Here is a 22,528-nt window from a genome sequence, read left to right on the forward strand (position 1 = left end):
GCAGCGTACCGGTCAGCCCGGACCGACCAGACCGTGGATCGAGTACCGCTCCAGGGCCAGGTACGGGGTCAGGGCCTTCGCCGTGGGGCTGGCGGCGAAGTAGCCCTGGAGTTGGTCGTGGTCGACGGCGTTGTCGACCGCCATCAGAATCGCGGTCTGGCCGATGGCCATGAAGCGTGGGGCCAGCTTGCCGGTCCGCACCTCGACCGCGTCGAGCAGGCCGTACTGGTTGTAGATCGTCGGGAAGGCCTGGACCAGGTTCTGGATGTTGGCGTAGGCCAGCTCAGGGATGATCGGCAGGGCCAGGAAGGCGGCCGATGGGGTGGTCACGTCGTCGGGTACGTCGCCCTGGTTGATGGCCAGGTCGGTGGCGCCGTAGTTGTCGTAGCGCTGCTTGCCGGTCGGCGAGGTGGCGGCCGACCAGCCCCAGACCGGGGTCTTCGCGCCGAACTGCCCGTACGCGCCCTGGGTCAGCGCGGTGTTGCGGTTGTTCATGCCCAGGCTCTGCGGGGCCATGGTCTGCTCCGGCACGACCATCGCCGGCGCGAGGCCCTGGTACATGCTGCCGCCGAAGGTCGGCACGAACTTGATCCGGTCGTAGACGTAGTGGCCCTCGAAAATGGTGTACTGCTTGCCGTTCTGCGGATCCGTGTACGTCCGGTTCAGACCCTGCGGCGTCTGCCGCTGCCGGTGGTCGGACGACGGCGTGCGGGCCAGGCCCCACCATAGCTCGCCCGGCACCTTGCCGCTGCCGATGGCCAGGTAGTCGGCGATGCGGGGGCCTGAGTACAGGTTGTCGTAGGTGGAGTCGGAATAGCCCTGGCCGACCTGATAACCGTTGTAGAGCACGTTCGCCTTGGCGTTGTACAGGAAGTCCCACTGCATCGCGGCCAGCAGCTGCTGGAAGCCCTGGGACAGCGCCGGAAACGCTTGCGCGGCGGTGATCATGCCCTGGGCCAGCCACGCGTTGTCCACTGTGGACACGTAGCCGTTCTTGATCGGACGTCCCTGTGGCGTCTCGATCGCCTGCCCGGTGGTGGTGCTGTACCAGCGGAACAGGAAGCCGTTGTACTTGGCCAGCTGCTGGATCTCGGCCAGCACGGCGGCGGCCCGGTTCTGGGCCTGGTCGTCGAGGCCGAGGTCCTTGGCCGCCACGATCGCCGTGAGGTAGTTCCCGATCAGCGACGGATTGGTGTACTGCTGGGCCGGTGTCGCCGGCGCCAGGTCGACCGTGCCAGCCGGGGCGCCGGCCAGCATCACGCTGGCCAGCGGCAGATGGGTCGCCGGGTCGACGCCCGGCCCGGACAGCAGCCGCCAGGTCCGGGCCCCGACCTCGCGCAGGAACGACAGCTGGTCGGCGGTCAGGTGCGGGGTCGGGTCGACGACGATGGCGTCGTCGGCTGCGGCCGACGCCCACGGATCGGGGTCCCCGGCTGCCGCCGCGCAGGCGGCAACGAGGGCGACGACCGACGCCAGGGCGCCGGCCACACGATGCGCACGGTTCACGCTTCTCCGTTCGTCAGGTAGCGCGGCGGCAGGACCGGCCACGTGATGTCGGGGTCGGGCACGGCCCGGTGGACGGTCCGCCAGATCGGGCGGACCGGGCGGGTTCGCAGCAGCAGCAACGCTTCCACGTTCGCGAGCCGCTTGACGATCACGAACCCGAGGAACAGCGGCCACCACAGCAGGGACTTCCACAGTCGCCGGTAGCACAGCGCGCAGATCGTCACCAGCAGCATGGGCAGCTTGGCCAGCACGAAAAACGCCAGCAGGTGGAACACGTTCTGCCGGAGGTTCGGTTGCAGCACCGCGCCCTGCAAGGCGAACAGGTACGCGGCGAACTGCATAGGCTGCACCAGTCGCCGCGCTCCCTTGAAGAACTCGGCGAACCAGAACCTGGGCCCGGCCGAGCCGGCGGCGAACGGCACGAACCGGGCGAAGTTGTAGATCGAGCCCTGGCTCCACCTCCGGCGCTGCAACCGCAGCTGGGCCAGGGATTCCGGCACGTCCTCGTAGGCCCAGATCCGCCGGTCGTACACCGCGCGGTAGCCGATCCTGGCCAGGCTGCACGTGAAGTCGATGTCCTCGCCGAGCATGCCCTCCGGCCAGCCGCCGATCTCCAGCGCCGCTGTGCGCCGCACCGCCGTGTAGTTGCCCGGCACGCACGGCTGCATGTCGACCACGGCGTAGGCCAGCCGGGGCAGGCCGAAACCGGCCGCCAGCTCCAGCGACCGCATCCGGTCGACCCAGGTGCGGAACGGGAACTTCGGCAGCATGAACGCCCCCACCAGGCCGATCCGCTGGTCGGTCAGGAACCAGGGGATGGAGTGGCGGAAGACGTTCGGATGCAGCTCGCAGTCGGTGTCGTGGCGCACCACGAAATCCGCCGTGCAGCGGGTGAGCGCCAGGTTCAGGGCGGTTGCCTTGCCGGTGTGGGAACCGGCGATCACCGTGCCCTGTAGGGCGGTCGCACGCGCCATCGCCTCCTCGGCCAGTCGTCGGGTGTCATCGGTGGAGCCGTCGTCGCACAGGATCAGGTGGACCGGGCCGCCGTAGGCCGCCGCGGCCCGGTCGACGCTCTCCACCCAGTTCACGATGTTGGTCTCCTCGTTGAACGCCGGGCCGATCACGTCGATCGGCGGCGGATTCACCAAGGGCGGCGGGAGTTTGCGCCGCCCCACCACGCGCAACAGGGTCAGCAGCACGTAGAGCCCGAACTTGAGGTAGACCGGGATCGCCAGCAGCAGGAAGGTGTACGCGACCGCGTCGTCGCCGATCAGGCTGACCACGAAGGCCGCCCCGGCGGCGACGAACGCCGACACCGCGGCCAGCGCCACGACGGTGATCACGGTGTCGAACGTGTCGCCGGTGCGCCGGATCGGGACCTGGGTGGGGCGGGGGAGTAGATAGGTGGTCAGTGCCAGCCGCATCGCCATGACGTAGGCGACGAGGTAGTGCATCAGGATGCTGATCAGCGGAAAAGGCCCCAGTGGCAGGCCGAGCTCGATGCCGATCACCGCCAGTGCGGTGTCCGCGGTGATCGCCGCGAAGATGGCCAGCGGGGCGTGCAGCAGGATCATGAGGCGACGTAGGGGAGTCGCGCGCACCAGCACGGCCAACGCGACCGTGAAGGCGAGGAAGCTGATCGGGATGACCGGCCGCAGGTGGGACACGTAGTCGGCCACGACCGCCGGCAGCGGCACCACCGACGTGACCGCGCGGCCGATCACCCATCGGTACGAAGTGGACAGGTCCGGTGAACGCAGGCCGTTGAGCAAGGCGCTGCCGCCCAGGCAGATCACCACGAACGCAACCACCCGCCGCAGCGACGGTGGGTGCGGCTTGGGCAGCCGCACCACATTGCCGACGCCACGGTCGGAGTCGTCGAACCGGCGCCGCAGGGCGTGCACCACCAACACGGCGATCAAAGCGATGGTCAGTCCCAACAGGACAAGCCCCGGTATTCGGATCATGGGAAGACCACGCTGAGGCTCATACCGGGCGCGATGCCGTCCGGCCAGTGCGCCACCGTCATCCGAACCGCGTACTCGACCCCGCCGGACTGGTCGATCGGCATCGGGATGACCTCGTCCACCTTGCCGTCCACGGTCTGCCGCAACGCGTTCACGGTGACTCGGGCCGGCGCACCCGGCTTGACCTTGGGCATCGCCGTCTCGGCGACCTGGGCGATCGCGTCGCTCTCCGAGCTGACCAGCGTGATCAAGGGATGCTGGTCGGCTCCGCCGGCGTTCTGCGTCGCCCCGGCGGCCGGCGGGAACAGGCTGAACGCCGGGGCGTCGGCCGCCTGCATGGATTGGGGCCCGGCGAACCCGTGCACACCGGTGGTGCCGTCGAGTTCGCCGGGCACGCCGCCGACATTGGCGATCACACCGTCGATGGGGGAGTTCAGCGTGAGCTGATCGAGGGTGTGCTGCGCCTGGTCGACGGCGGACTGCGCGGACGCCACCTCCGACTGCGCGGACGACACGTCCGCGGGGGACGCCGGCTCGCCGGCGGCCGCGCGCTGGTTCTGGGTGATGGCCAAAGTGGACTGTGCCGAGGCGACGGCGCTGGCCGCGGTGTCCCGCAGCTGTGCCGTGGATGCCTTGGTGTGCGTCAGGTTCGCATTGGCGGTGGCGATGGCCGACGCGTCCTTGCGCACCTGGGCCTGAAGGTTCGCGCAGTAGGTCTGGTCGGTGGTGGAACCGGCGCGGCACAGCGCGGTCAGCTGCTGGTTGTCCGCATTGTAGCCGGACTGGGCGTCGGTCACGGCCTGCTGGGCCTGCGCGACCTGGGTGTTCGCCTCGGCGACCGCGTCCGAAGACGCCTTCTGCGCGCCGGCGAGCTGCGTGTTCGCCTTGGCCACCTGGAGATCCAGGTTCTGCTTGGCCGACTCGGACAGCGCCGGCGACTGCAGGGCGGCGAGCTTGGCCTGCGCGGCGGCCAGCACCGACTGCGCGTCGGTCACCGTCGCCTTGGCCACGGCCTGGTCCTGGGTGGCCAGCGGCTGCCCTTTCTTGACGTGCTCACCGGCCCGCACCATCACGTCCTGGATCCGCCCGGTCTGGGTGAAGTCCAGGTTGAGCTGCTGCTGCGGCCGCACCGCGCCGACGAAGCTGGTGCGGGCCGACACGTCGGCGTAGGTGAAGTAGGCCAGGACCGCGCCCCCGGACAGGATCGCCACCGCGACGAGAAGCTGCCGGATCGACGAGTGCGGAAACTCCTTGCCGGACCCCGAGGTGAGATCAGCGGCCGCGTTCATGCCGCGGACGCGGACCTGGCCGCGCGCCATCAGTCGACCGCCACTGGCTGCCGAAGCCCGGTCACCAGGTCGTCGGCGACCGCCATGCCCTCACGCCACACTGACCGGCAGACGATCTTCGACGGGTCGACGCGATCCTTGTAGCGGGCCGCGATGTCCGTGCACTCCTCCAGCAGCCCCTCGGACAACGTGGTCGGCCGCAGGCCCAGTTCGAGGAAGCGGTCGTTGCGGACCACGAGTTCGTTCTCCACCGCCTCCTGCCGGGGATTCGGCAGCCGCGCCACGTCCGCCCCGGTCCTGGCGCTGACCAGCTCGGCCAGGTCGCGGACCCGGTGCGTCTCGGTGATCTGGTTGAACACCGCCGGCTTGTCGCCGCGCTCGGGCGGGTTGGCCAGCGCGATCTCGATGCAGCGCACGGTGTCCCGGATGTGGATGAACGCCCGGGTCTGGCCGCCGGTGCCGTGCACGGTCAGCGGGTGGCCGACGGCGGCCTGCATGAGGAACCGGTTCAGCACGGTGCCGTAGTCGCCGTCGTAGTCGAACCGGTTGATCAGCCGCTCGTCCCGGGCGGTCTGCGGAGTCTGCGTGCCCCACACGATGCCCTGGTGCAGGTCGGTGACCCGCAGGCCGTCGTTGCGCGCGTAGAACGCGAACATGAGCTGGTCCAACGTTTTTGTCAGGTGGTAGACCGAGCCGGGGTTGGCCGGGTGCAGGATCTCCCGCTCCAGGTCGCCGTCCGGGGTGGGCACCTTGACAGTGAGGTAACCCTCGGGGATCGGGGCCGAGCCGGACCAGCCGTAGCCGTAGACGCCCATCGTGCCCAGGTGCACCAGCGCCGGCTCGCCGCCGGTGGCGACCAGCGCGGTCAGCAGGTTGTGGGTCGCCCGCACGTTGTTGTCCACGGTGTACCGCTTGGCCCCGGTGGAGCGCATCGAGTACGGCGCGGCCCGCTGTTCGGCGAAGTGCACCACGGCGTCCGGCCGAAGTCTGGTCAACTCGGACACCAGCCGGTCGTATTCGGTCGCGAGGTCCAGCCGGACGAATCCGATGTCGCGTCCGGAGACCTGGCGCCAGACCCGCAGCCGCTCGCCGAGCGGGCGGATCGGGGTCAGCGAGACCACCTCCAGCTCCAGGTCGATGGCCCGGCGGCTCAGGTTGTCGAGAACGGTGACGTCGTGGCCGCGGTCGGACAGGTGCAGCGCGGTCGGCCAGCCGCAGAATCCGTCGCCGCCCAGAACGAGTACACGCATGCGAGATGCCACTCCTTTGGGGAGTTGTGCTCAGGGACACCACCAGGCGCGGCCAAGGGCGGCGCGGGTGGGGAGGACGTCGGCGGGAGAGCGTCAGGGTCCGCCGGCCGGTCGTCGAGTTAGATAGGAAACTTTATTAACTCGGAGTCGGAGACTATTCGCATACGTGTAACCAGTCAAGCCCGACCCGTAGTCGAGCATGCCTCGTTTATCCTGGTTTCTGGAAACGGTTACAGCGCCTGGCCTGCGGAATGTCGCCGCCACGGCGGGGCTTGACGGCGCGCCACGGCCGGGCCTACGCTCCGCCCCACAGTAAGGAAAGTTTCCTAATAAATTGGTCACTCCCGTGGAGGAGGATGCGTCATGGACGCTCGCCCGCGGGTCGAACTCCGGCGCCTCGCCGACCTCGCCGCCGCCGAGCTGCGCGACGCGACCGCCGAGGAGATCCTGAGCTGGGCCGGCCGCACCTTCGGGGACCGGCTGGCGGTGGCCTCGTCGATGGCCGACACCGTGCTCGTCGACCTGGCCGCCCGCCACGCGCCCGGCGTGCACGTGCTGTTCCTGGACACCGGCTACCACTTCCCGGAGACCATCGGCACCCGGGACGCGGTGGCCGCGGCCTACCCGATCCGGCTGGTCACGGTCGCGCCCGAGCAGAGCGTGGCCGAGCAGGACCGCTGGTACGGGCCCCGGCTGTACGCCCGCGATCCGGACAAGTGCTGTGCCCTGCGCAAGATCGCGCCGCTGGACGCGGTGCTGGAGCACTACGACGCCTGGGTCACCGGCTTGCGCCGGGACGAGTCGCCGACCAGGGCGGACACGCCGGTGATCGGCTGGGACGACCGCCGGGGCAAGCTGAAGATCAGCCCGCTGGCCGGCTGGACGGCCGATGATGTGCGCGATTACGCGGCACGGCACGGAGTTCTGCTCAATCCGCTGCTCGGCGAGGGCTACCTGTCCATCGGCTGCCGTCCGTGCACCACCCGCGTCGCAGCGGGCGCGGACCCGCGCAGCGGCCGTTGGGCCGGCCGGGCCAAGACCGAGTGCGGCCTGCACGGCCGATAAACCGCACCACAAGATCCGGCGGAACCGCCGCCCGCCGCGACCGAAAGGGGTTTCGGTGTGAGGGCGACGACCCGAGCACGGCACATCCTCTCCCATCTGGCCGCCCTGGAGGCGGAGTCGGTGCACGTGCTCCGCGAGGTGGCGGCGGAGTTCGAGCGCCCGGTGCTGCTGTTCTCCGGCGGCAAGGACTCGACGGTGATGCTGCACCTGGCCCGCAAGGCCTTCCTGCCGGCGCCGGTCCCGTTCCCACTGTTGCATGTGGACACCGGGCACAACTTCCCGGAGACGCTGGAGTTCCGCGACCGCACGGTGGACCGGTTCGGGGTACGGCTGCTGGTCGCCGAGGTTCAGTCCTATTTGGACGCCGGGCTGCTCCAGGAGCGGACCGACGGCACCCGCAACCCGCTGCAGACCGTGCCGCTGCTGCGGGCCATCGAGGCCAACCGGTTCGACGCCGTGCTCGGCGGCGGCCGCCGTGACGAGGAGAAGGCCCGGGCCAAGGAGCGGGTCTTCTCGCTGCGCGACGAGTTCGGCCAGTGGGACCCGCGCCGGCAGCGGCCGGAGCTGTGGCGGCTGTACAACGGGCGGCACCGGCCCGGCGAGCACGTGCGCGTGTTCCCCCTCTCCAACTGGACCGAGCTGGACGTCTGGGGCTACGTCCGGGCCGAGGACATCGAGCTGCCCAGCCTCTACTTCACCCACCGGCGAACGGTTTTCCGACGCGACGGCATGTGGCTCGCGCCGGGGTCGTGGGGCGGGCCCGGCGACGGGGAGCCGGTGCAGGAGCGAGCGGTCCGTTACCGCACGGTCGGTGACATGTCCTGCACCGGCGCCGTCGACTCGCCCGCGTCGTCGGTGGACGAGGTGATCGCCGAGATCGCCGCGTCCCGCGTGACGGAACGGGGTTCCAGCCGTGCCGACGACCGGCTGTCCGAGGCCGCCATGGAGGACCGCAAGCGGGAGGGCTACTTCTGATGACTACCACTGAGTCGGTCCCCGTGGTTGATTCGGCCCGCGGCGACCTGCTGCGGCTGGCCACCGCCGGCAGCGTCGACGACGGCAAGTCCACCCTGGTCGGGCGGCTGCTGCACGACACCAGCGCGGTGCTGCCCGACCAGCTCGACGCGGTCCGCCGGGCCTCGCTGCGCCGCGGCCTGGCCGACACCGACCTCGCGCTGCTCACCGACGGGCTGCGGGCCGAGCGGGAGCAGGGCATCACGATCGACGTCGCGTACCGGTACTTCGCCACGGCCCGCCGGCGGTTCATCCTCGCCGACACCCCGGGGCACGTGCAGTACACCAGGAACATGGTCACCGGCGCGTCCACCGCCGAGCTGGCCGTGATCCTGGTGGACGCGCGGCACGGCTTCGTGGAGCAGACCGGCCGGCACACCGTGGTCTCGGCGCTGCTGCGGGTCCCGCACGTGGTGCTGGCGGTGAACAAGATGGACCTCGTCGGCTACGCCGAGGACCGCTTCGCCGAGATCGCCGGGGAGTTCACCGAGTACGCCGGCCGGCTGGGCCTGGCCGACGTGCGGGCGATCCCGATTTCCGCGCTGTGCGGGGACAACGTGGTGGCGGCCAGCCCGAACATGAGCTGGCACACCGGTCCGACGCTGCTGGAGCACCTGGAGACGGTCGAGACCCAGGACGGCCTGGAGGCGACCCGGCTGCCCGTGCAGTACGTCATCCGGGCCGGCGATTTCCGTGGCTACGCCGGGCAGTTGTCGGCCGGCGTGCTCCGGGCCGGGGACGAGGTGGCGATCCTGCCGTCCGGCCGCCGCACCCGGATCACCGGGCTCTACCTCAACGGAATGCCGGTGGACGAGGCGTTCGCGCCGCAGTCGGTGGTGGTGGGCCTGGCCGACGCCATGGACGTGGCCCGTGGTGACCTGATCGCGCCGGTGGTGGCCATGCCGGACCCGGTGGACCGGCTGCGCGTGGTCGCCTGCCAGCTGTCCGCGCGGCCACTGCGCGCCGGCGACCGGGTGTTGTTGCGGCACACCACAAGGACCGTGCGCGCGGTGGTGGAGTCGATCACGCAGCGGCTGGACGTGCACTCCCTGAGCGTCGACAACGCGATGAACACCTTGCACACCAACGACATCGCCGTCGTGTCGGTGCGGACCGCGGAGCCGGTCGCCGCCGACTCCTATGCGGACAACCGGCACTGCGGCTCGGTCCTGCTCATCGACGAGGCCACCGGCGACACGCTGACGGCCGGGATGGTGGGCTTACCGCCGTGGTGGCCGTGAGACGGCTCTTGCCTCTCGTCGCCGCGGCCCTGCTGGTGGCCGGCTGCGGTTCGGCTGTGACGGAAAACCGGCTGCGGCTGGGGTATCTGGGCAATCTGACCCACGTCACCCCGATCATCGGCGTAGCCAACGGGTTCTTCGCCAAGGCGCTGGGCTCCACCCCGCTGTCCACCCAGGTCTTCAACGCCGGCCCGGCGGAGATGACCGCCCTGCTCGGTGGCCAGCTCGACGCCGCCTATGTGGGACCGTCCTCGGCTCTGAACGGCTACGTCCGCAGCCACGGCCAGGCGCTGAAGATCGTCGCCGGCGCCACCGTGGGCGGCGCCGAACTGGTCGTCCGGCCGACCATCAGTTCCGTTGACGATCTGCGGGGCAAGACGGTGGCGACACCGCAACTCGGCAACACCCAGGACGTGGCGCTGCGGTACTGGCTCAACCAGCACGGCCTGCACGCCACCACCGACGACGGCGGCGGCGACGTCTCCATTCGCCCGCAGGACAACGCCACCACCCTCGACCAGTTCCGCGCCGGCAAGATCGACGGGGCCTGGCTGCCCGAGCCGTGGGCGTCCCGGCTGGTCGTGTCGGCCCAGGCCAAGATGCTGGTGGACGAGCGCGACCTGTGGCCGGACGGCCGTTTCGCCAGCGCCGACCTCGTCGTGTCGACCACCTTCCTGCGCGGCCACCCCGACATCGTGCGCCGGCTCATCGATGGAGAACTGGCCGCCGACGACTGGATTTCCGCCAACGCCGCCAAGGCGCGGAGCACGGTGAACACCGAGCTGCGCCAGATCACCGGGGCCACCCTGACCGACGCCGAGATCACCCGGGCCTGGGGCGAGCAGGAGGTCGCCGCCGATCCGCTGGCCGCGACCGTCGGCGTGCAGGCCGATCATGCCGTGACCGTCGGCCTGATGTCGGCGACGGATCTGCGCGGGTTCGTGGACGTCGGGCAGCTGAACGAAGAACTGGTGGCCCGGGGGAGACCGGGCGTGGACGACGCCGGTCTGGGGGCCAAGCAATGACCGCGAGCACCGGCCAGACGACTCAGCGGATGGTGGGCCGCATTGCCGTCACCCTGACCGGCGTGGGCAAGGCATTCGGTGGCGGGCCGCCGGTGCTGGAGGACGTCTCGCTGTCCGTGCGCCCTGGCGAATTCGTCTGCCTGCTGGGGGCTTCCGGCTGTGGCAAGTCCACCTTGCTCAACCTGATCGCCGGCCTGGACACGCCGACCGCCGGCCGGGTCGAGCTGGCCGGGGGACACGCGGCGCTGATGTTCCAGGAGGCCGCGCTGTTCCCGTGGCTGACGGCGGCCCGCAACGTCGAGCTCGCGCTGCGGCTGCGCGGGGTGCCGCGGCGGGAGCGGGCGGCCGAGGCGAAGCGGCTGTTGTCGTTGGTGCGCCTGGAACAAGCCTGGAACAAACGCCCGCACGAGCTGTCGGGCGGGATGCGGCAGCGGGTGGCGCTGGCCCGGTCGCTGGCCCAGGGCAGCGAGGTGCTGCTGATGGACGAGCCGTTCGCGGCGCTGGACGCGATCACCCGGGACGTGCTGCACGAGGAGCTGATCCGGCTGTGGCGGCATGCCCGGTTCAGCACGGTTTTCGTGACCCACAACGTGCGCGAGGCGGTGCGGCTGGCCGAGCGGGTGGTGCTGCTGACGTCGCTCCCGGGCCGGATCGCCCGGGAGTGGACCGTGGACATCCCGCACCCGCGCCGGATCGAGGACCCGGCGGTGGCCGGGCTGTCGCTGGAGATCACCGAGCACCTGCGGGAGGAGATCCGCCGCCATGGCCAGACCTGAGAGCAACGGACTGGCCCGGCTGGAGGCGGGCCTGGACTCGCTGGCCGGCGCCCGAACCAGGCAGCGGCGCGGACTCCGTCGGCAGTTGCTGCCGCCGCTGGTCGCGGTCGCGGTGGTGCTGGCCGCCTGGCAAGGACTGTATCTGGCCGGCGTGCAACCCGACTGGGTGCTTCCCGGACCGGGCGAGGTGTGGCAGTCCCTGGCCGCCGCGGCCGGCCAGGGCGAGGTGTGGTCCAGTGTGTGGAACAGCGTTTCGCGTGGCGGACTCGGCTTCCTGGTCTCGGTGGCGATCGGCACGCCGCTGGGCATTGTCGTCGGGCGGATCCGGTCGGTGCGCACGGCGATCGGGCCGATCCTGTCCGGGCTGCAGAACCTGCCCTCGGTGGCGTGGGTGCCGCCGGCGGTCATCTTCTTCGGAGTCACGCCCGGCGCCATCTACACGGTGGTGCTGCTGGGGGCGGTGCCGTCCATCGCCAACGGCCTGGTGTCCGGCCTGGGCCAGGTGCCGCCGCTGTACCTGAAGGTGGGCCGCAATCTGGGCGCCACCGGGCTTTCCTCGGTGCGGCACGTGTTGCTGCCGGCGGCGCTGCCCGGTTATGTGGCCGGGCTCCGGCAGGGCTGGGCCTTCGCCTGGCGGTCGCTGATGGCCGCCGAGATCATCGCGACCTCGGCCTCGCTCGGCCACGGCCTGGGCCAGCTGCTCAAACAGGCCCAGGACACCAACGACATGGCGCTGGCCTTCGGCGCCATCGCGCTGGTGCTGGTCGTCGGCATCGGGGTGAACCAGCTGGTGTTCTCCCCGCTGGAGCGGCGGGTGCTGCGGGCCCACGGTCTGTCCACTATGGACTCTTGGTGACCGGATCCGGTCACTCGGCTGACCGGATCCGCCGGTCGGCGGAAATTGTTAGGAAGGGTTCTTTACTAAAGCGGGTGACGGGCCGTAAGCTCGGCGTCACCGCCGCCTTCGTTGTCCTGGCGGGAGCCGGGAGGCTACGGAGGCAACCATGAGGAGACGAGCGATCGTCCCCGTCCTGACGTCCGGTCTGCTCGCGGCGCTCGCCGTGATCGCCATGGTGCTGTCCGGCGTCGGGCCGGCCACGGCCCAGCAGATGTCGGCCCAGCAGGCATCAGCGCAGCAGGCGTCGGCGGCGGCGCCGCACGGGTCCCAGCAGACGTTCCTGACCTTCTACGGCTGGTGGGACAACACCCCGCCGGGCGGCGACATCTCCTACCCGGGCCTGCACAAGACCGCGGGCGGCACCGGCACCTGGGCGGATCCCATCACGTTCGCCACCTCCACCAAGGAGGTCAAGGCCGGCGGCCGAATCTACGTGCCGCGGGTGGGCAAGTACTTCATCATGGAGGACGACTGCGAGGAGTGCGACGCGGACTGGAACGGCAAGGGCCCCAACGGCGGTCCCAAGCTGTCCCACTTCGACCTGTGGCTCGGTGGCAAGGGCGGCGACCCGATCAAGGCCATCGACTGCGAGGACGCGCTGACGAACTACAACTCCGACGGCACGCCGGTGATGGAGTCGGTGATCGTGGACCCGCCGTCGAACGAGAAGGTCAGCGCCGACCCGATCTTCAACACCAAGACCGGCGAGTGCTACGGCGGGGCCAAGCCCATCACCACTGTCGGGCCGTACAAGAGCAAGGGCTCGAACGTGTGCCTCGACGATCCGGGCAACAGCACCAAGAACGGTTTCACGCTCGGCGTCAAGGCCTGTGACGGCTCGGCCGAGCAGAGCTTCACCTTCGATGGCACGTTCCTGAGCATCCACAACCTGTGCGCCGACTCCAAGGGCGGCAACATCCTGTTCAAGACGTGCACGGGCGGACCGACACAGCAGTGGTCGGAGAACCCGAACGGGACCATCTCCGACATCCAGACCGGCAAGAAGTGCTTCCGGGCGACGGCGACCGCGGTGACCGCGGCCAGCTGCTCCGGCACGGCGGCGCAGTGGACCTTCCCCACGACCACGACCAAGCGCTGAGCTGGTCGGGTCTTTTCAAGCCCAGGCAGGGGCGGGACGTCGCCGGCTCCGACGCGCGTCAGGGTGCGCGAAGGAGCCGGCGGCGGACTGGGGCGTCCGCCGCGCGTGAGAACTTGCCGCCAACACTGCCGTTTCGCTGATCCATTCCCCATTTCCTCGGAGGCACTCAAGTGAACCGAAAGCGGGTCGTCGCGCTCGTGACGGCCACCCTGTGCGTCGCCGGCGGCCTGATGGCCTCGGGCCAGGCGGCCATCGGCGCCACCGGCAGCCACGCACTGACCAAACTGGACACCTCGGCGGCCAACCGCCGGGCCCCGATCCCCGGCCTGTACGACTGGAGCAAGGCCGGCTTCCGCGGCGGGCAGAACCTGCCCGGCGCAAGCGACATCAACCCCAGCGCCAGCTGCCAGATCACCCCTGCCCAGCTGGCCAGCACGTACAAGGTCATCCCGAACGACAACGTCGACGACACCAACGGCATCCAGGCCGCGATCGACAAGCTGCACAGCACCTGCTCGCCGTCGGCCAACTACAACAAGCTGAGCCTGATCACCTTCCCGGCCGGCACGCTCAACGTCACGCACGAGATCCACGTGGACGCCAACTACCTGGTGCTGCGCGGGGCCGGCACGGACGCGACGAAGTTCGTCTACGCGCCGGACAAGAACACCGAGTACGACGTGCTGACGCCGGACGGCGACCAGTGGGACCAGAAGAACATGAACTACGACGACGGCTCCGGCGGATGGCTGTGGCCGGGTCGCGGTCTGTTCCGCGTGCAGTCGCGCCAGGTCGACCCCAGCTACGCCAGCGAGTACAAGAGCGCCCCGGCCAACCGCAAGGACATCTTCGAGGGCACGATCAACGTGCACTGGAAGGCCGGCGCCAAGCTGCGGGCCAAGCCCGGTGACAAGGGCTTCGCCGCCCGCACCGGCGACAAGGTGGTCTACCTGGACACCAGCGCCAAGACCACCAACATGAAGGTCGGCGGCTTCATCAACATCCGGGCGGCCAACTCCGTCAACTTCTACAAGTCGATGGACGCCTACCCGACCACGTGGCCGCTGGAGAACCTGCACATGCGTCAGCAGTGGTTCACCATCACCGCGATCGACACCAAGAACCACACGGTGTCCATCGACAAGCCGCTCGAGTACGACGTGCCGGTGGACTCCACTTCGGACGGTTCGGCGCCGATCGACGGCACCGTCTACGCGTCCAAGGCCTCGCCGATCGTGGACCCGATCGTCGGCGTCGGCTTCGAGAACTTCTCCTACACCCAGGTCGCGCCGCCCGGCGTCACCCAGGCCCAGGCCAAGGACAACTACGGCAACCTGGCGCCGTCGCTGGCCATGCAGGGCATCGTGTTCAAGTGGGCGGCCAACGACTGGGTGACCGGCATCCACGCGATCATGACCGGCTCGCACCCGATCGTGACCGAGGAGGCCAAGAACCTCCAGATCGTCAACAACGAGCTGGACGGCTCGTGGAACAAGGGCAAGGGCGGCAACGGCTACTTCCGCGGCTCCCGGGTGTGGGACTCGCTCTACGCCGGCAACACCACCCGCGACCTGCGGCACTTCACGTTCCAGTGGTCCGCGTCGGGCAACGTCGTGATCGGCAACGACATCGACTCCGACTTCAACATCCACGGCGGCTACGAGCGCAACAACCTGTTCGAGGACAACACGAACGCCGTCTCCTACGCCCACCGGTCCGGCAACTGCACCGCGCACTGCGGTGACGAGGGCAACGACCCGCCGGACGACTCGACGTGGTTCCCGATCTACTGGTCGACCGGTCAGAAGGCGGTCAAGTGGTCCGGCTCTTCGGGCCCGCGCAACGTCTTCTTCAACAACACGATGACCAAGCAGGTCACTGCCGGGGCCGCGTTCACGCCGTACTACGACAGCCACAACACGATCTACCAGTTCGGCTGGGACGGCACGGGCTTCCACCACCTGGACATCGGTGGCAAGCCCATTGTGGACTGGGCGCACAACGAGCAGGCGGACTACACCAAGGGGCACGGCGTGGACGTGTCCAAGACCGACAGCGGTCCGTCGCTGTTCCTGAAGTCGGTGGCCAAATGATCAAGACGCTGACGGCGGCCGCGCTGGTGGCTGGTTTCGCGGTGCACCCGGCCGCGTCCACGATCAACGTCAGCAACGTGGCCCAGTTGATCGCCGCGCTGAAGGCGGCCAAGCCCGGCGACACCATCCAGTTGGCCGACGGGGACTACGGCGACCAGTTCGTCGCCACCACCTCGGGGACGGCGTCCGCGCCGATCACTTTGGTGGGTAGCGCCAAGGCGGTGCTGCACGACCCGAAGTTCAACCCCGGTGACACCGACTGTCCTTCTGGGCAGACCGGCTACGGCCTGTGGCTGCAGGGGGCGAGTTACTGGAATCTCAAGGGTTTCAGCGTCACGCAGTCCAAGAAGGGCATCGTCCTGGACGGTGCCGCGCACGTGACCATCGACTCGGTCTCGGTGCACGACATCGGGTACGAGGGTGTGCACTTCCGCAAGAGCAGCGCGTACGGCGTGATCAAGAACTCCACGGTGTACAACACCGGTCTTGAGCAGCCGGGCTACGGCGAGGGTGTCTACATCGGTTCGGCCAACAGCAACTGGGCGTGTTACGGGGCCAACGGCGGCAAGGATCCCGACGCCGGCAACTACGTGCAGGTGCTGAACAACAAGATCGGGCCGAACGTGGCCGCCGAGGGTATCGATGTCAAGGAGGGCACCCACGACGGGCTGATCTCCGGCAACACCCTTGACGGCGCCGGGGAGAAGAACGAGAACTCGGGCGACTCCACGATGGACATCAAGGGCGACAAGTACACCGTCACCGGCAACACCGTGCGCAACGCCTATCTGGACGGGATCCAGCTGCACAGCGTGTGGGGCAAGACGGGCTGTGGCAACACGTTCAGCAAGAACACGCTGACCGTCACCAACGCCGACGGGTACGGCATCAACGCCACGGACCAGAGCCAGTGCGTGTCGCAGAAGTCGCCGAACGTCATCGGCGCGTCCAACAAGAGCACCGGGGGCAAGGGTCTGTCGAAGACCCCGACCACGCCCGGTGTGTAGGTGATCGAGGGGCCGTCCCGCATACCAGCCGCTATGCGGGCCGGCCCCGTCGATCCCGGTCGGAAAGGAACTCCCCCTGTGATCAAGACCCTGACGGCGGCCGCCCTGGTGGCTGGTTTCGCCGTGCACCCGGCCGCCTCGACGATCAACGTCAGCAACGCCGCGCAGCTCATCGCCGCCCTCCAGGCGGCCAAGCCCGGCGACACCATCCAACTGGCCGACGGCGACTACGGCGACCAGTTCATCGCCACCACCTCCGGCACCGCATCCGCGCCGATCACCCTGGTCGGCAGTCCCAAGGCCGTGCTGCACGATCCCAAGTTCAAGTTGGGCGACACCGACTGCCCGTCCGGGCAGACCGGCTACGGCCTGTGGCTGCAGGGCGCGAACTACTGGAACCTCAAGGGTTTCAGCGTCACCCAGTCCAAGAAGGGCATCGTGCTCGACGGCGCGTCCCACGTCACCATCGACTCGGTGTCCGTGCACGACATCGGCTACGAGGGCGTGCACTTCCGCAAGAGCAGCTCCTACGGCGTGATCAAGAACTCTTCGGTGTACAACACCGGTCTTGAGCAGCCCGGATACGGCGAGGGCGTGTACCTCGGTTCGGCCAACAGCAACTGGGACTGCTACGGCGCCACCCCGAGCACCCCCGACGCCAGCAACTACATCCAGGTCCTCAACAACAAGATCGGGCCGAACGTGGCCGCCGAGGGCATCGACGTCAAGGAGGGCACCCATGACGGCGTGATCTCCGGCAACACCCTCGACGGGACCGGCGAGAAGAACCAGCACGACGCCGACTCCACGATGGACATCAAGGGCGACAAGTACAGCATCACCGGCAACACCGCCAAGAACGGCTACCTGGACGACATCCAGCTGCACAACGTCTGGGGCAAGACCGGCTGCGGCAACACGTTCAGCAAGAACACGCTGACCGTGACCAACAAGAACGGCTACGGCATCAACGCCACCGACCAGAGCCAGTGCACCTCGTCGAAGTCGCCGAACGTCATCGGCGCCTCCAACAAGAGCACCGGCGGCAAGGGCCTGTCCAAGACCCCCACCACTCCCGGCGTGTAGTCGCCTTTTGACGGCGTGGCCGGCGTCCTGCCGACGCCGGCCCGCCCCCTGCTCTCAGGCCAGCCGTCGGCTCAGCCGCGCGTTGGTCGGTTCGATCGGCACCAGCCGGTTCGTCGCCGCCACCGTCACCAGGCCCGTGCTCTGCCTGATCAGCAGCGACACTCCCGCTCCTGGTCCTGCCCCGGCGTGGCCGTAGAGGTCCTTGGCCGGGTTGAGCAGCCAGCCCAGGCCCATTTCCATGGCGTTCTGCCTGATCTGGGTCCGCAGCGACTCGCGCACCAGCTCCGGTGTCAGGAGTGACGTCCAGTTCTTCCCGAAGCGAACCAGGTCCGACGCCGTGGTCCACAGCCCACCCGCCGCCGCCATCGTCGACACCTGCCGTTCCTGCTGCTCAAACCGCCCGTCATCGCCCAGCCGATACCCGGTGATCGTTTTACCGCCGGGCCAACTCGTCGGAAAGTCCGATTCGGCCATGCCCAGCGGCTCGAACACCAGTTTCCGGATGGCGTCCGGATAGGACAGTCCCGTGACGTCGGCGATCAGCTGTCCCAGCACCTCGTACCCGCCGTTGCTGGGCTTGATCTCGCCGTTCGTCTCCACGCAGGGCACCGTCCCCTGATAGACGGATTCCGGCACCTGTTCCGCGAACTGCTGCTCCGGGCTCACCACGCCCGCCGTGTGCGTCAGCAGCTGCCGCACCGTGATCCCGTCGTTGGCCAGCCGCAGCTCCCGCAGCAGCTCACTGGCCCGCTCATCGATGCTTTCCACGATCCGCAGCACCGCCACCGACGTGATCACCTTGGCCACCCCGTAGGCCGGGAACCGATGCTCCGCCCGCAGCTCTTCCCTTCGGTCAAGATCAGCCCACCCAGCCGTGACCGTCCATTGTGGAGCTCCAGCTAGGATCACCCCCGGCAGCCCCACCTCCGCCTGGGCCTGCTTCGCCGCCTCAACCGCCTCCGCCGGCGCTCCGCCGTTCGCGCTGGTCACGGGATTGGCCACCCGTGGATCGGTTACCGACTTCGACACCGGGTAGATCCGCAATGACGCCAGCCTGTGCGGCGCCTCGCTCTCCGCCGACGCCTCGATCGTCAGGGCCCCGATCTCGGCCCAGACTGTGTCCACCGTGGCCGCCTCGACCCTCAGCTCCTCCCGGAGCTTCTGCGCTATGGAGCTCAGCTGCTGCCCGATCGCCTCCGCCGGCACCAGCTCCAGCAGCCTTTCCCCGATGTGTTCCCCCAGCTCAGCCCCCGTCGGCGGCGTCCACTGTGGCCCGTCCGCCCCTTGGAACTTCTCCACCAGCCACCGCACGTGCGGCAGCGCCCGGCTCTCGTTCTCGATCGTCGTCTTCAGCGCCGTCCAACTGGCGAACCCGTGCTCTCGGGCGATTGCCAGCTGCGCCTCGTGAAGTGCGCCGAATTCCCCCGCCGTCACCCTGCGCTTCGCCTCCATCTTGAGGAAACGCAGGTTCGGCCGCTCGGGAAGGGCACGCGAAGATTCGGACAAGGCAGTCCTTCCTCAACGCCCGCGGGTCCGCGACATCGGGCTGGAAGACCTGCCGTCAGTGGAGTGGAGCTCAACCGGTGGGCTTGCAGCCCTACCCGCGGACCCAGAGGCGGCCGGCACCGCCACCCCAACGGTACTGCGCGCCCCCCGCCAACCGCAAACAGCCCTCGGGCGCACGGTTGGCTGATGCTCGAAAACAACGCGACGCGCCCACCAACGTACCCACGACGCACCCGCCGGCAGACCGCCCAACGTCCCCACCTGACGCACGCACCTACGGACCCCAGCCACGGTGTCGGGTGGCAAGGCCGCGACGGCACCCCGGAATCGTCAGCGCAGGAGTCGGCCGTCGTGGCCGCGGCAGCGGATCACCAGCCCACGAGTCGGTGATGTTCCAAGCCGTTAGGGCGGGTCCGTCGAGACGATCTCAGAACGGCGGTTCTTCCACCGGTTCCGGCCTGGTGATGTAGGTCTGCCCCCACCTCGTCTCGACGGTAGCGGTCCCATCCTCCGTGATGCTGACCTTCGCCTTGGTCGCGTGCTTGTACCGGTGATGCCTGCGATCCAACGGCCCCAGATTGGTGCCGGTGCTCTTGCCCTCCGGCCACGCCACCGCGTGATCGACATCGCACGACCGCGACGGATGCGAGCAACACGGCATCACACACGTCCTGTTCCGCGTCCGAATGAAGCGATCCACCTCCGCCTTCGGCCGATAGATCCCCGGGCTGTACTCCAACAAGTTCCCCGCCGGATCCGTCAGCAACCGGTGAAACACCGTGCCCGGATGGGCCATCAGGTCCCGCACCACCTCCGCCGGGATCACCTGCCCGGCATCCAGCTGCCCCGGCCGATCATCCACGCCCAGTAGCGCGGTGATCGGCACGGTGACCTGGATCAGCGCCTTCGACCCGGCGCTCTTCGGTTCCTCCAACACCAACGCGGCCACCACATCCGCCCGCACCGCATCCATCGACCGCCCGTTCTTGGGCTCCTGTCGCGCCAACCGGTCGACCTTCGCGTACATGGCCTGCGCGATCTCCACCGGCTGCTCGCACTTGATCGCGGCCATGCCGTCGTCTTCGTCGTAGAGCACGACTTTCCGGTCCCGCCGCCGCTCGGCGCACCGCTGCGCATGCCCGGCGGGATCCGCCCGCTGCAACCGACTCCGCACCGATCGCCGCAGTTGTTGGCAACACCGGCCCTCAGCGGTCTCCAGGGTCTTCGTGACGGCTTTCTGCGCGAGCTCGGGCTTGTAGTTCTCGGTCGGATCGACCAACCCGTGTGCGGACCACTCGCTGATCATCCCGGCGTCCATGGCGTCCAGCACGTCAGGAAACACTGTGGCCACACGGGTTGCCCACTCGACAAGCGTGGAGGCGTTGCTGGGCGAGAGCTGTAGGGCCATGCCGATGTCGTTGACGGCCCAGTCGTCGACGTGCAACTCGGCGATCAACCGCAACCGTTCGGCCTGGGTCTTGCGAAGGACTCGCTCGCATTCGATCAAGCGAGCGACTTTCTCTTCCATACCAGCAATTCTACTCGCCCCGAAAGATCGACTTCATCACTCGAATGGGTAGAAGGTGTTGGAGGAAAAGGAAAAGAGGGGTGTGTGAGAGGTGGTGAGGTAGGGGGTGTGTGGGAGGCGCTGGGGGCAGGGGAAAGGAGGCGGGTGTGTGGGACGTGGCGGCGTGAGAGTAAGGGGTGGGGTGTCTCGGCGACTTTGGGGGCAAGGGAAAGGGGGTGGATGTGTGGGAGGTGGGCTGCGTGGAGGGCTTTGAGGGCAAGGGAAAGGAGGGGGGTCTGGGAGGCGGTGGAGGTGGGGGCAGGGTCTGTGGGAAGCGCGGACGTGGGGACAGGGGTGTGTGGGAGGTGGTGCGGGTGAGGGCAAGGGTGGAGGTGTTGCGGGAAGTGGGGTGCGGTGCTCTGCCGGGCTGGGCAGACCACCGGCAGCTCGGCTGCCGGGGTGCGGACACAGGAGATGCGGCGGTGCGGGAGGCGAGCGAGGCTTCGCATGCCCCACATCCGTGCAGAAGGCACGGAAGACCGCAGCCCGCTGAACCAATCGGCACCGCCGAATGGGCGTTCGGTCGGATCCTGTTCACCTGCCGTGCATGTGGCGCTCAGCGCCCAGTCCGGCGGACGTGTGATTTGTCAACAACCTTCTGTCGGGTGATGTCGACGAGTGGCTGCGTCGGCGTGGGGGAGGGTGCTGGGGGAGGGCTGGGGAGTGGCGAGGTTTCAGTGTTTCCGGACGGACGGACGGCGCGTGCGCTGGCGTCTGCTCGGGGGCAACAACCGGGTGCTTGGGGTGTCGGCGCGGGACTTCGCCGACCACGCGGCGGCGCTGGACGACGTGGAGCGGATCCGAAGATCAGCGGCGCAGGCGGAGTTCGACTTCGAGCACGGCGACGGCGGCCAGTGGTGGTGGCGGATGTCGGTGCGCGACCGGCCGGTGGCCCAGTCGGCGCACGGCTTCGCCCGGCGGGTGGACGCGGCGCTGGCGGCGGACCGGTTCGGCCGGTCGGTGCGCGGCGCGGACAGCGACCTGCCGCTGGCGGTGTTCCAGCCGGGCCGCCGGGGCCGGGAAATACCGTTGGGGGAGCCGGAGAATCGGCCATGCGGCGGCAGCGTCCCGTTGTCTGCGCGTTCACCGCTGACCACGCGTCTGGTCACCGATCCACGATTGTCTGACTCCCGTCAAGACAACGATGACAGGGGAGAGCGGTGACCGACGAGGCGAGACCGATCCGGTCCGCGGCGCCGCTGGGCGACCTGGCCTTCCGGGGAGTCGCGCGCGGCGGCGGACTGCTGATGCTGCTGATCACCGGCGGCATCGGCGTGTTCCTAGCGATCAGGGCGCTGCCCACGCTGCAGACCTACGGCCTGGGCTTTCTCACCACGACCGTGTGGAACCCGGACGCCGGGCACGCGGGCATCCTGTCGGTGATCACCGGCACCGCCCTGGTCGCCCTGGTGGCGATCGTGATCTCCTTCCCGCTGGCCATGCTGGTCGCGCTCTACATCAGCGAGTATGCGCCGCGCCGGCTGCGGGCCACGCTGATCACGGTGGTCGACCTGATGGCGGCGGTGCCCAGCGTCATCTACGGCCTGTGGGGCTTCTACACACTCCAGCCGGCCGCGCACTTCCTGGCCCGCTGGCTGCACACCTATCTCGGCTTCCTGCCGTTCTTCCAGGTCGACACCGACCCGAGGGCCGCGCTGTGGGAGCAGCCGCTGTACGAGAAGTCCATGTTCATCAGCGGCATCGCGGTGTCGATGATGGTGATCCCGATGGCCTGCTCGGTGATGCGCGAGGTGTTCTCCCAGACGCCGCAAGGCGAACGGGAAGCGGCGCTGGCCCTGGGCGGCACCCGCTGGGGCATGATCCGCGCGGTGGTGCTGCCGTTCGGCCGCGGCGGCGTCATCGGCGGCACGATGCTCGGCCTGGGCCGGGCGCTGGGCGAGACGATCGCGGTGTCGCTGATCATCTCGCCCACCTTCGACCTGACCGACCACATCCTGCAGCGCGGCGGCAACACCATCGCGTCGATGATCGCGCTGCGGTTCGGTGACGCCAGCCCGACACAGCTGTCCGCGCTGCTGGCGGCCGGGTTCGTGCTGTTCCTGATGACGGTGGTGGTCAACCTGCTGGCCGGCGTGATCGTCGCGCGCAGCCGCAGCGGCGCGGCGACGGAGATCTGAG

Annotated in this window: 18 protein-coding genes; 12 read left to right on the forward strand and 6 right to left on the reverse strand. The window is 69.0% G+C overall.

Features of this window, described 5'->3' with window-relative positions; translation table 11 throughout:
• Nucleotides 1-12: 12 nt before the first annotated feature.
• From JJ691_RS06270 to JJ691_RS06285, 4 genes are read right to left on the reverse strand one after another with little or no spacing between them, the layout of a single operon-like run.
• Nucleotides 13-1,506 (reverse strand): glucoamylase family protein, encoded by a 1,494-nt coding sequence (locus tag JJ691_RS06270; protein ID WP_211767841.1) that lies wholly within the window; start codon nucleotides 1,504-1,506, stop codon nucleotides 13-15.
• Entirely contained in the window at nucleotides 1,503-3,473 is a 1,971-nt protein-coding gene (locus tag JJ691_RS06275; RefSeq protein WP_211767842.1) for a glycosyltransferase, read from the reverse strand. Before JJ691_RS06275 ends, JJ691_RS06270 begins: the two co-directional genes overlap by 4 nt.
• A complete protein-coding gene (locus tag JJ691_RS06280) occupies nucleotides 3,470-4,792 on the reverse strand; it encodes an HlyD family secretion protein (RefSeq protein ID WP_211767843.1) in 1,323 nt (440 codons plus the stop codon). The genes JJ691_RS06275 and JJ691_RS06280 overlap by 4 nt, the downstream gene beginning before the upstream one ends.
• A complete protein-coding gene (locus JJ691_RS06285) occupies nucleotides 4,792-6,012 on the reverse strand; it encodes an NAD-dependent epimerase/dehydratase family protein (RefSeq protein ID WP_211767844.1) in 1,221 nt (406 codons plus the stop codon). The genes JJ691_RS06280 and JJ691_RS06285 overlap by 1 nt, the downstream gene beginning before the upstream one ends.
• A gap of 363 nt (nucleotides 6,013-6,375) precedes the next feature.
• Here JJ691_RS06285 and JJ691_RS06290 point away from each other — a divergent pair, with 363 nt between their 5' ends.
• The 10 genes from JJ691_RS06290 to JJ691_RS06335 all read left to right on the forward strand — a co-directional run bounded on the left by JJ691_RS06290 (nucleotide 6,376) and on the right by JJ691_RS06335 (nucleotide 17,316).
• Nucleotides 6,376-7,077, forward strand: a complete 702-nt coding sequence (locus JJ691_RS06290) for a phosphoadenylyl-sulfate reductase (RefSeq protein WP_211767845.1) — start codon at nucleotides 6,376-6,378, stop codon at nucleotides 7,075-7,077.
• Between the two features lie 57 nt (nucleotides 7,078-7,134).
• Nucleotides 7,135-8,052: a sulfate adenylyltransferase subunit CysD gene (gene cysD, locus JJ691_RS06295; RefSeq protein WP_211767846.1), complete on the forward strand. Its 918-nt coding sequence runs from the start codon at nucleotides 7,135-7,137 to the stop codon at nucleotides 8,050-8,052.
• Entirely contained in the window at nucleotides 8,052-9,332 is a 1,281-nt protein-coding gene (locus JJ691_RS06300; protein WP_211767847.1) for a sulfate adenylyltransferase subunit 1, read from the forward strand. Before cysD ends, JJ691_RS06300 begins: the two co-directional genes overlap by 1 nt.
• Entirely contained in the window at nucleotides 9,329-10,357 is a 1,029-nt protein-coding gene (locus tag JJ691_RS06305; RefSeq protein ID WP_249227723.1) for an ABC transporter substrate-binding protein, read from the forward strand. The genes JJ691_RS06300 and JJ691_RS06305 overlap by 4 nt, the downstream gene beginning before the upstream one ends.
• Nucleotides 10,354-11,133 carry an ABC transporter ATP-binding protein gene (locus JJ691_RS06310; protein ID WP_211767849.1) on the forward strand — a complete coding sequence of 260 codons (780 nt, stop codon included), beginning with the start codon at nucleotides 10,354-10,356 and terminating at the stop codon, nucleotides 11,131-11,133. Before JJ691_RS06305 ends, JJ691_RS06310 begins: the two co-directional genes overlap by 4 nt.
• A complete protein-coding gene (locus JJ691_RS06315) occupies nucleotides 11,120-11,989 on the forward strand; it encodes an ABC transporter permease (protein WP_211767850.1) in 870 nt (289 codons plus the stop codon). Before JJ691_RS06310 ends, JJ691_RS06315 begins: the two co-directional genes overlap by 14 nt.
• 148 nt (nucleotides 11,990-12,137) lie before the next feature.
• Nucleotides 12,138-13,130 (forward strand): ricin-type beta-trefoil lectin domain protein, encoded by a 993-nt coding sequence (locus JJ691_RS06320; protein WP_249227724.1) that lies wholly within the window; start codon nucleotides 12,138-12,140, stop codon nucleotides 13,128-13,130.
• A 170-nt stretch (nucleotides 13,131-13,300) separates the two neighbouring features.
• Entirely contained in the window at nucleotides 13,301-15,223 is a 1,923-nt protein-coding gene (locus tag JJ691_RS06325) for a hypothetical protein (RefSeq protein WP_249227725.1), read from the forward strand.
• Nucleotides 15,220-16,230, forward strand: coding sequence for a right-handed parallel beta-helix repeat-containing protein (locus tag JJ691_RS06330; protein WP_211767851.1), 1,011 nt, complete (start codon nucleotides 15,220-15,222; stop codon nucleotides 16,228-16,230). The genes JJ691_RS06325 and JJ691_RS06330 overlap by 4 nt, the downstream gene beginning before the upstream one ends.
• A gap of 78 nt (nucleotides 16,231-16,308) precedes the next feature.
• The gene (locus tag JJ691_RS06335; protein WP_211767852.1) at nucleotides 16,309-17,316 is read left to right on the forward strand and encodes a right-handed parallel beta-helix repeat-containing protein; all 1,008 of its coding nucleotides are present in this window, start codon (nucleotides 16,309-16,311) and stop codon (nucleotides 17,314-17,316) included.
• Between the two features lie 54 nt (nucleotides 17,317-17,370).
• Here JJ691_RS06335 and JJ691_RS06340 read toward each other — a convergent pair whose 3' ends face one another.
• Nucleotides 17,371-18,822, reverse strand: a complete 1,452-nt coding sequence (locus tag JJ691_RS06340) for a serine hydrolase domain-containing protein (protein WP_211767853.1) — start codon at nucleotides 18,820-18,822, stop codon at nucleotides 17,371-17,373.
• 427 nt (nucleotides 18,823-19,249) lie between these two features.
• On the reverse strand, nucleotides 19,250-20,350 hold the full coding sequence (locus tag JJ691_RS06345) for an HNH endonuclease signature motif containing protein (RefSeq protein WP_211767854.1): 1,101 nt from the start codon (nucleotides 20,348-20,350) through the stop codon (nucleotides 19,250-19,252).
• Nucleotides 20,351-21,091: 741 nt separating this feature from the next.
• Here JJ691_RS06345 and JJ691_RS06350 point away from each other — a divergent pair.
• Both JJ691_RS06350 and pstC read left to right on the forward strand, forming a co-directional pair.
• Nucleotides 21,092-21,553: a DUF1508 domain-containing protein gene (locus JJ691_RS06350; RefSeq protein WP_211767855.1), complete on the forward strand. Its 462-nt coding sequence runs from the start codon at nucleotides 21,092-21,094 to the stop codon at nucleotides 21,551-21,553.
• Nucleotides 21,550-22,527, forward strand: coding sequence for a phosphate ABC transporter permease subunit PstC (pstC, locus tag JJ691_RS06355; protein WP_249227726.1), 978 nt, complete (start codon nucleotides 21,550-21,552; stop codon nucleotides 22,525-22,527). The genes JJ691_RS06350 and pstC overlap by 4 nt, the downstream gene beginning before the upstream one ends.
• The last annotated feature ends 1 nt before the right edge of the window (nucleotide 22,528 follow it).

It is taken from the genome of Kutzneria sp. CA-103260, assembly GCF_018263855.1.
Taxonomy (GTDB): Bacteria; Actinomycetota; Actinomycetes; order Mycobacteriales; family Pseudonocardiaceae; genus Kutzneria.

What these genes read in the sequence shown, in the direction of transcription:
- JJ691_RS06310 (WP_211767849.1), top strand. Translation starts at nt 10,354, where the DNA reads ATGACCGCGAGCACCGGCCAGACGACTCAGCGGATGGTGGGCCGCATT.
- JJ691_RS06290 (WP_211767845.1), top strand. Translation starts at nt 6,376, where the DNA reads ATGGACGCTCGCCCGCGGGTCGAACTCCGGCGCCTCGCCGACCTCGCC.
- JJ691_RS06320 (WP_249227724.1), top strand. Translation starts at nt 12,138, where the DNA reads ATGAGGAGACGAGCGATCGTCCCCGTCCTGACGTCCGGTCTGCTCGCG.
- JJ691_RS06275 (WP_211767842.1), bottom strand. Translation starts at nt 3,473, where the DNA reads ATGATCCGAATACCGGGGCTTGTCCTGTTGGGACTGACCATCGCTTTG.
- JJ691_RS06315 (WP_211767850.1), top strand. Translation starts at nt 11,120, where the DNA reads ATGGCCAGACCTGAGAGCAACGGACTGGCCCGGCTGGAGGCGGGCCTG.
- JJ691_RS06330 (WP_211767851.1), top strand. Translation starts at nt 15,220, where the DNA reads ATGATCAAGACGCTGACGGCGGCCGCGCTGGTGGCTGGTTTCGCGGTG.
- JJ691_RS06345 (WP_211767854.1), bottom strand. Translation starts at nt 20,350, where the DNA reads ATGGAAGAGAAAGTCGCTCGCTTGATCGAATGCGAGCGAGTCCTTCGC.
- JJ691_RS06280 (WP_211767843.1), bottom strand. Translation starts at nt 4,792, where the DNA reads ATGGCGCGCGGCCAGGTCCGCGTCCGCGGCATGAACGCGGCCGCTGAT.
- JJ691_RS06285 (WP_211767844.1), bottom strand. Translation starts at nt 6,012, where the DNA reads ATGCGTGTACTCGTTCTGGGCGGCGACGGATTCTGCGGCTGGCCGACC.
- JJ691_RS06300 (WP_211767847.1), top strand. Translation starts at nt 8,052, where the DNA reads ATGACTACCACTGAGTCGGTCCCCGTGGTTGATTCGGCCCGCGGCGAC.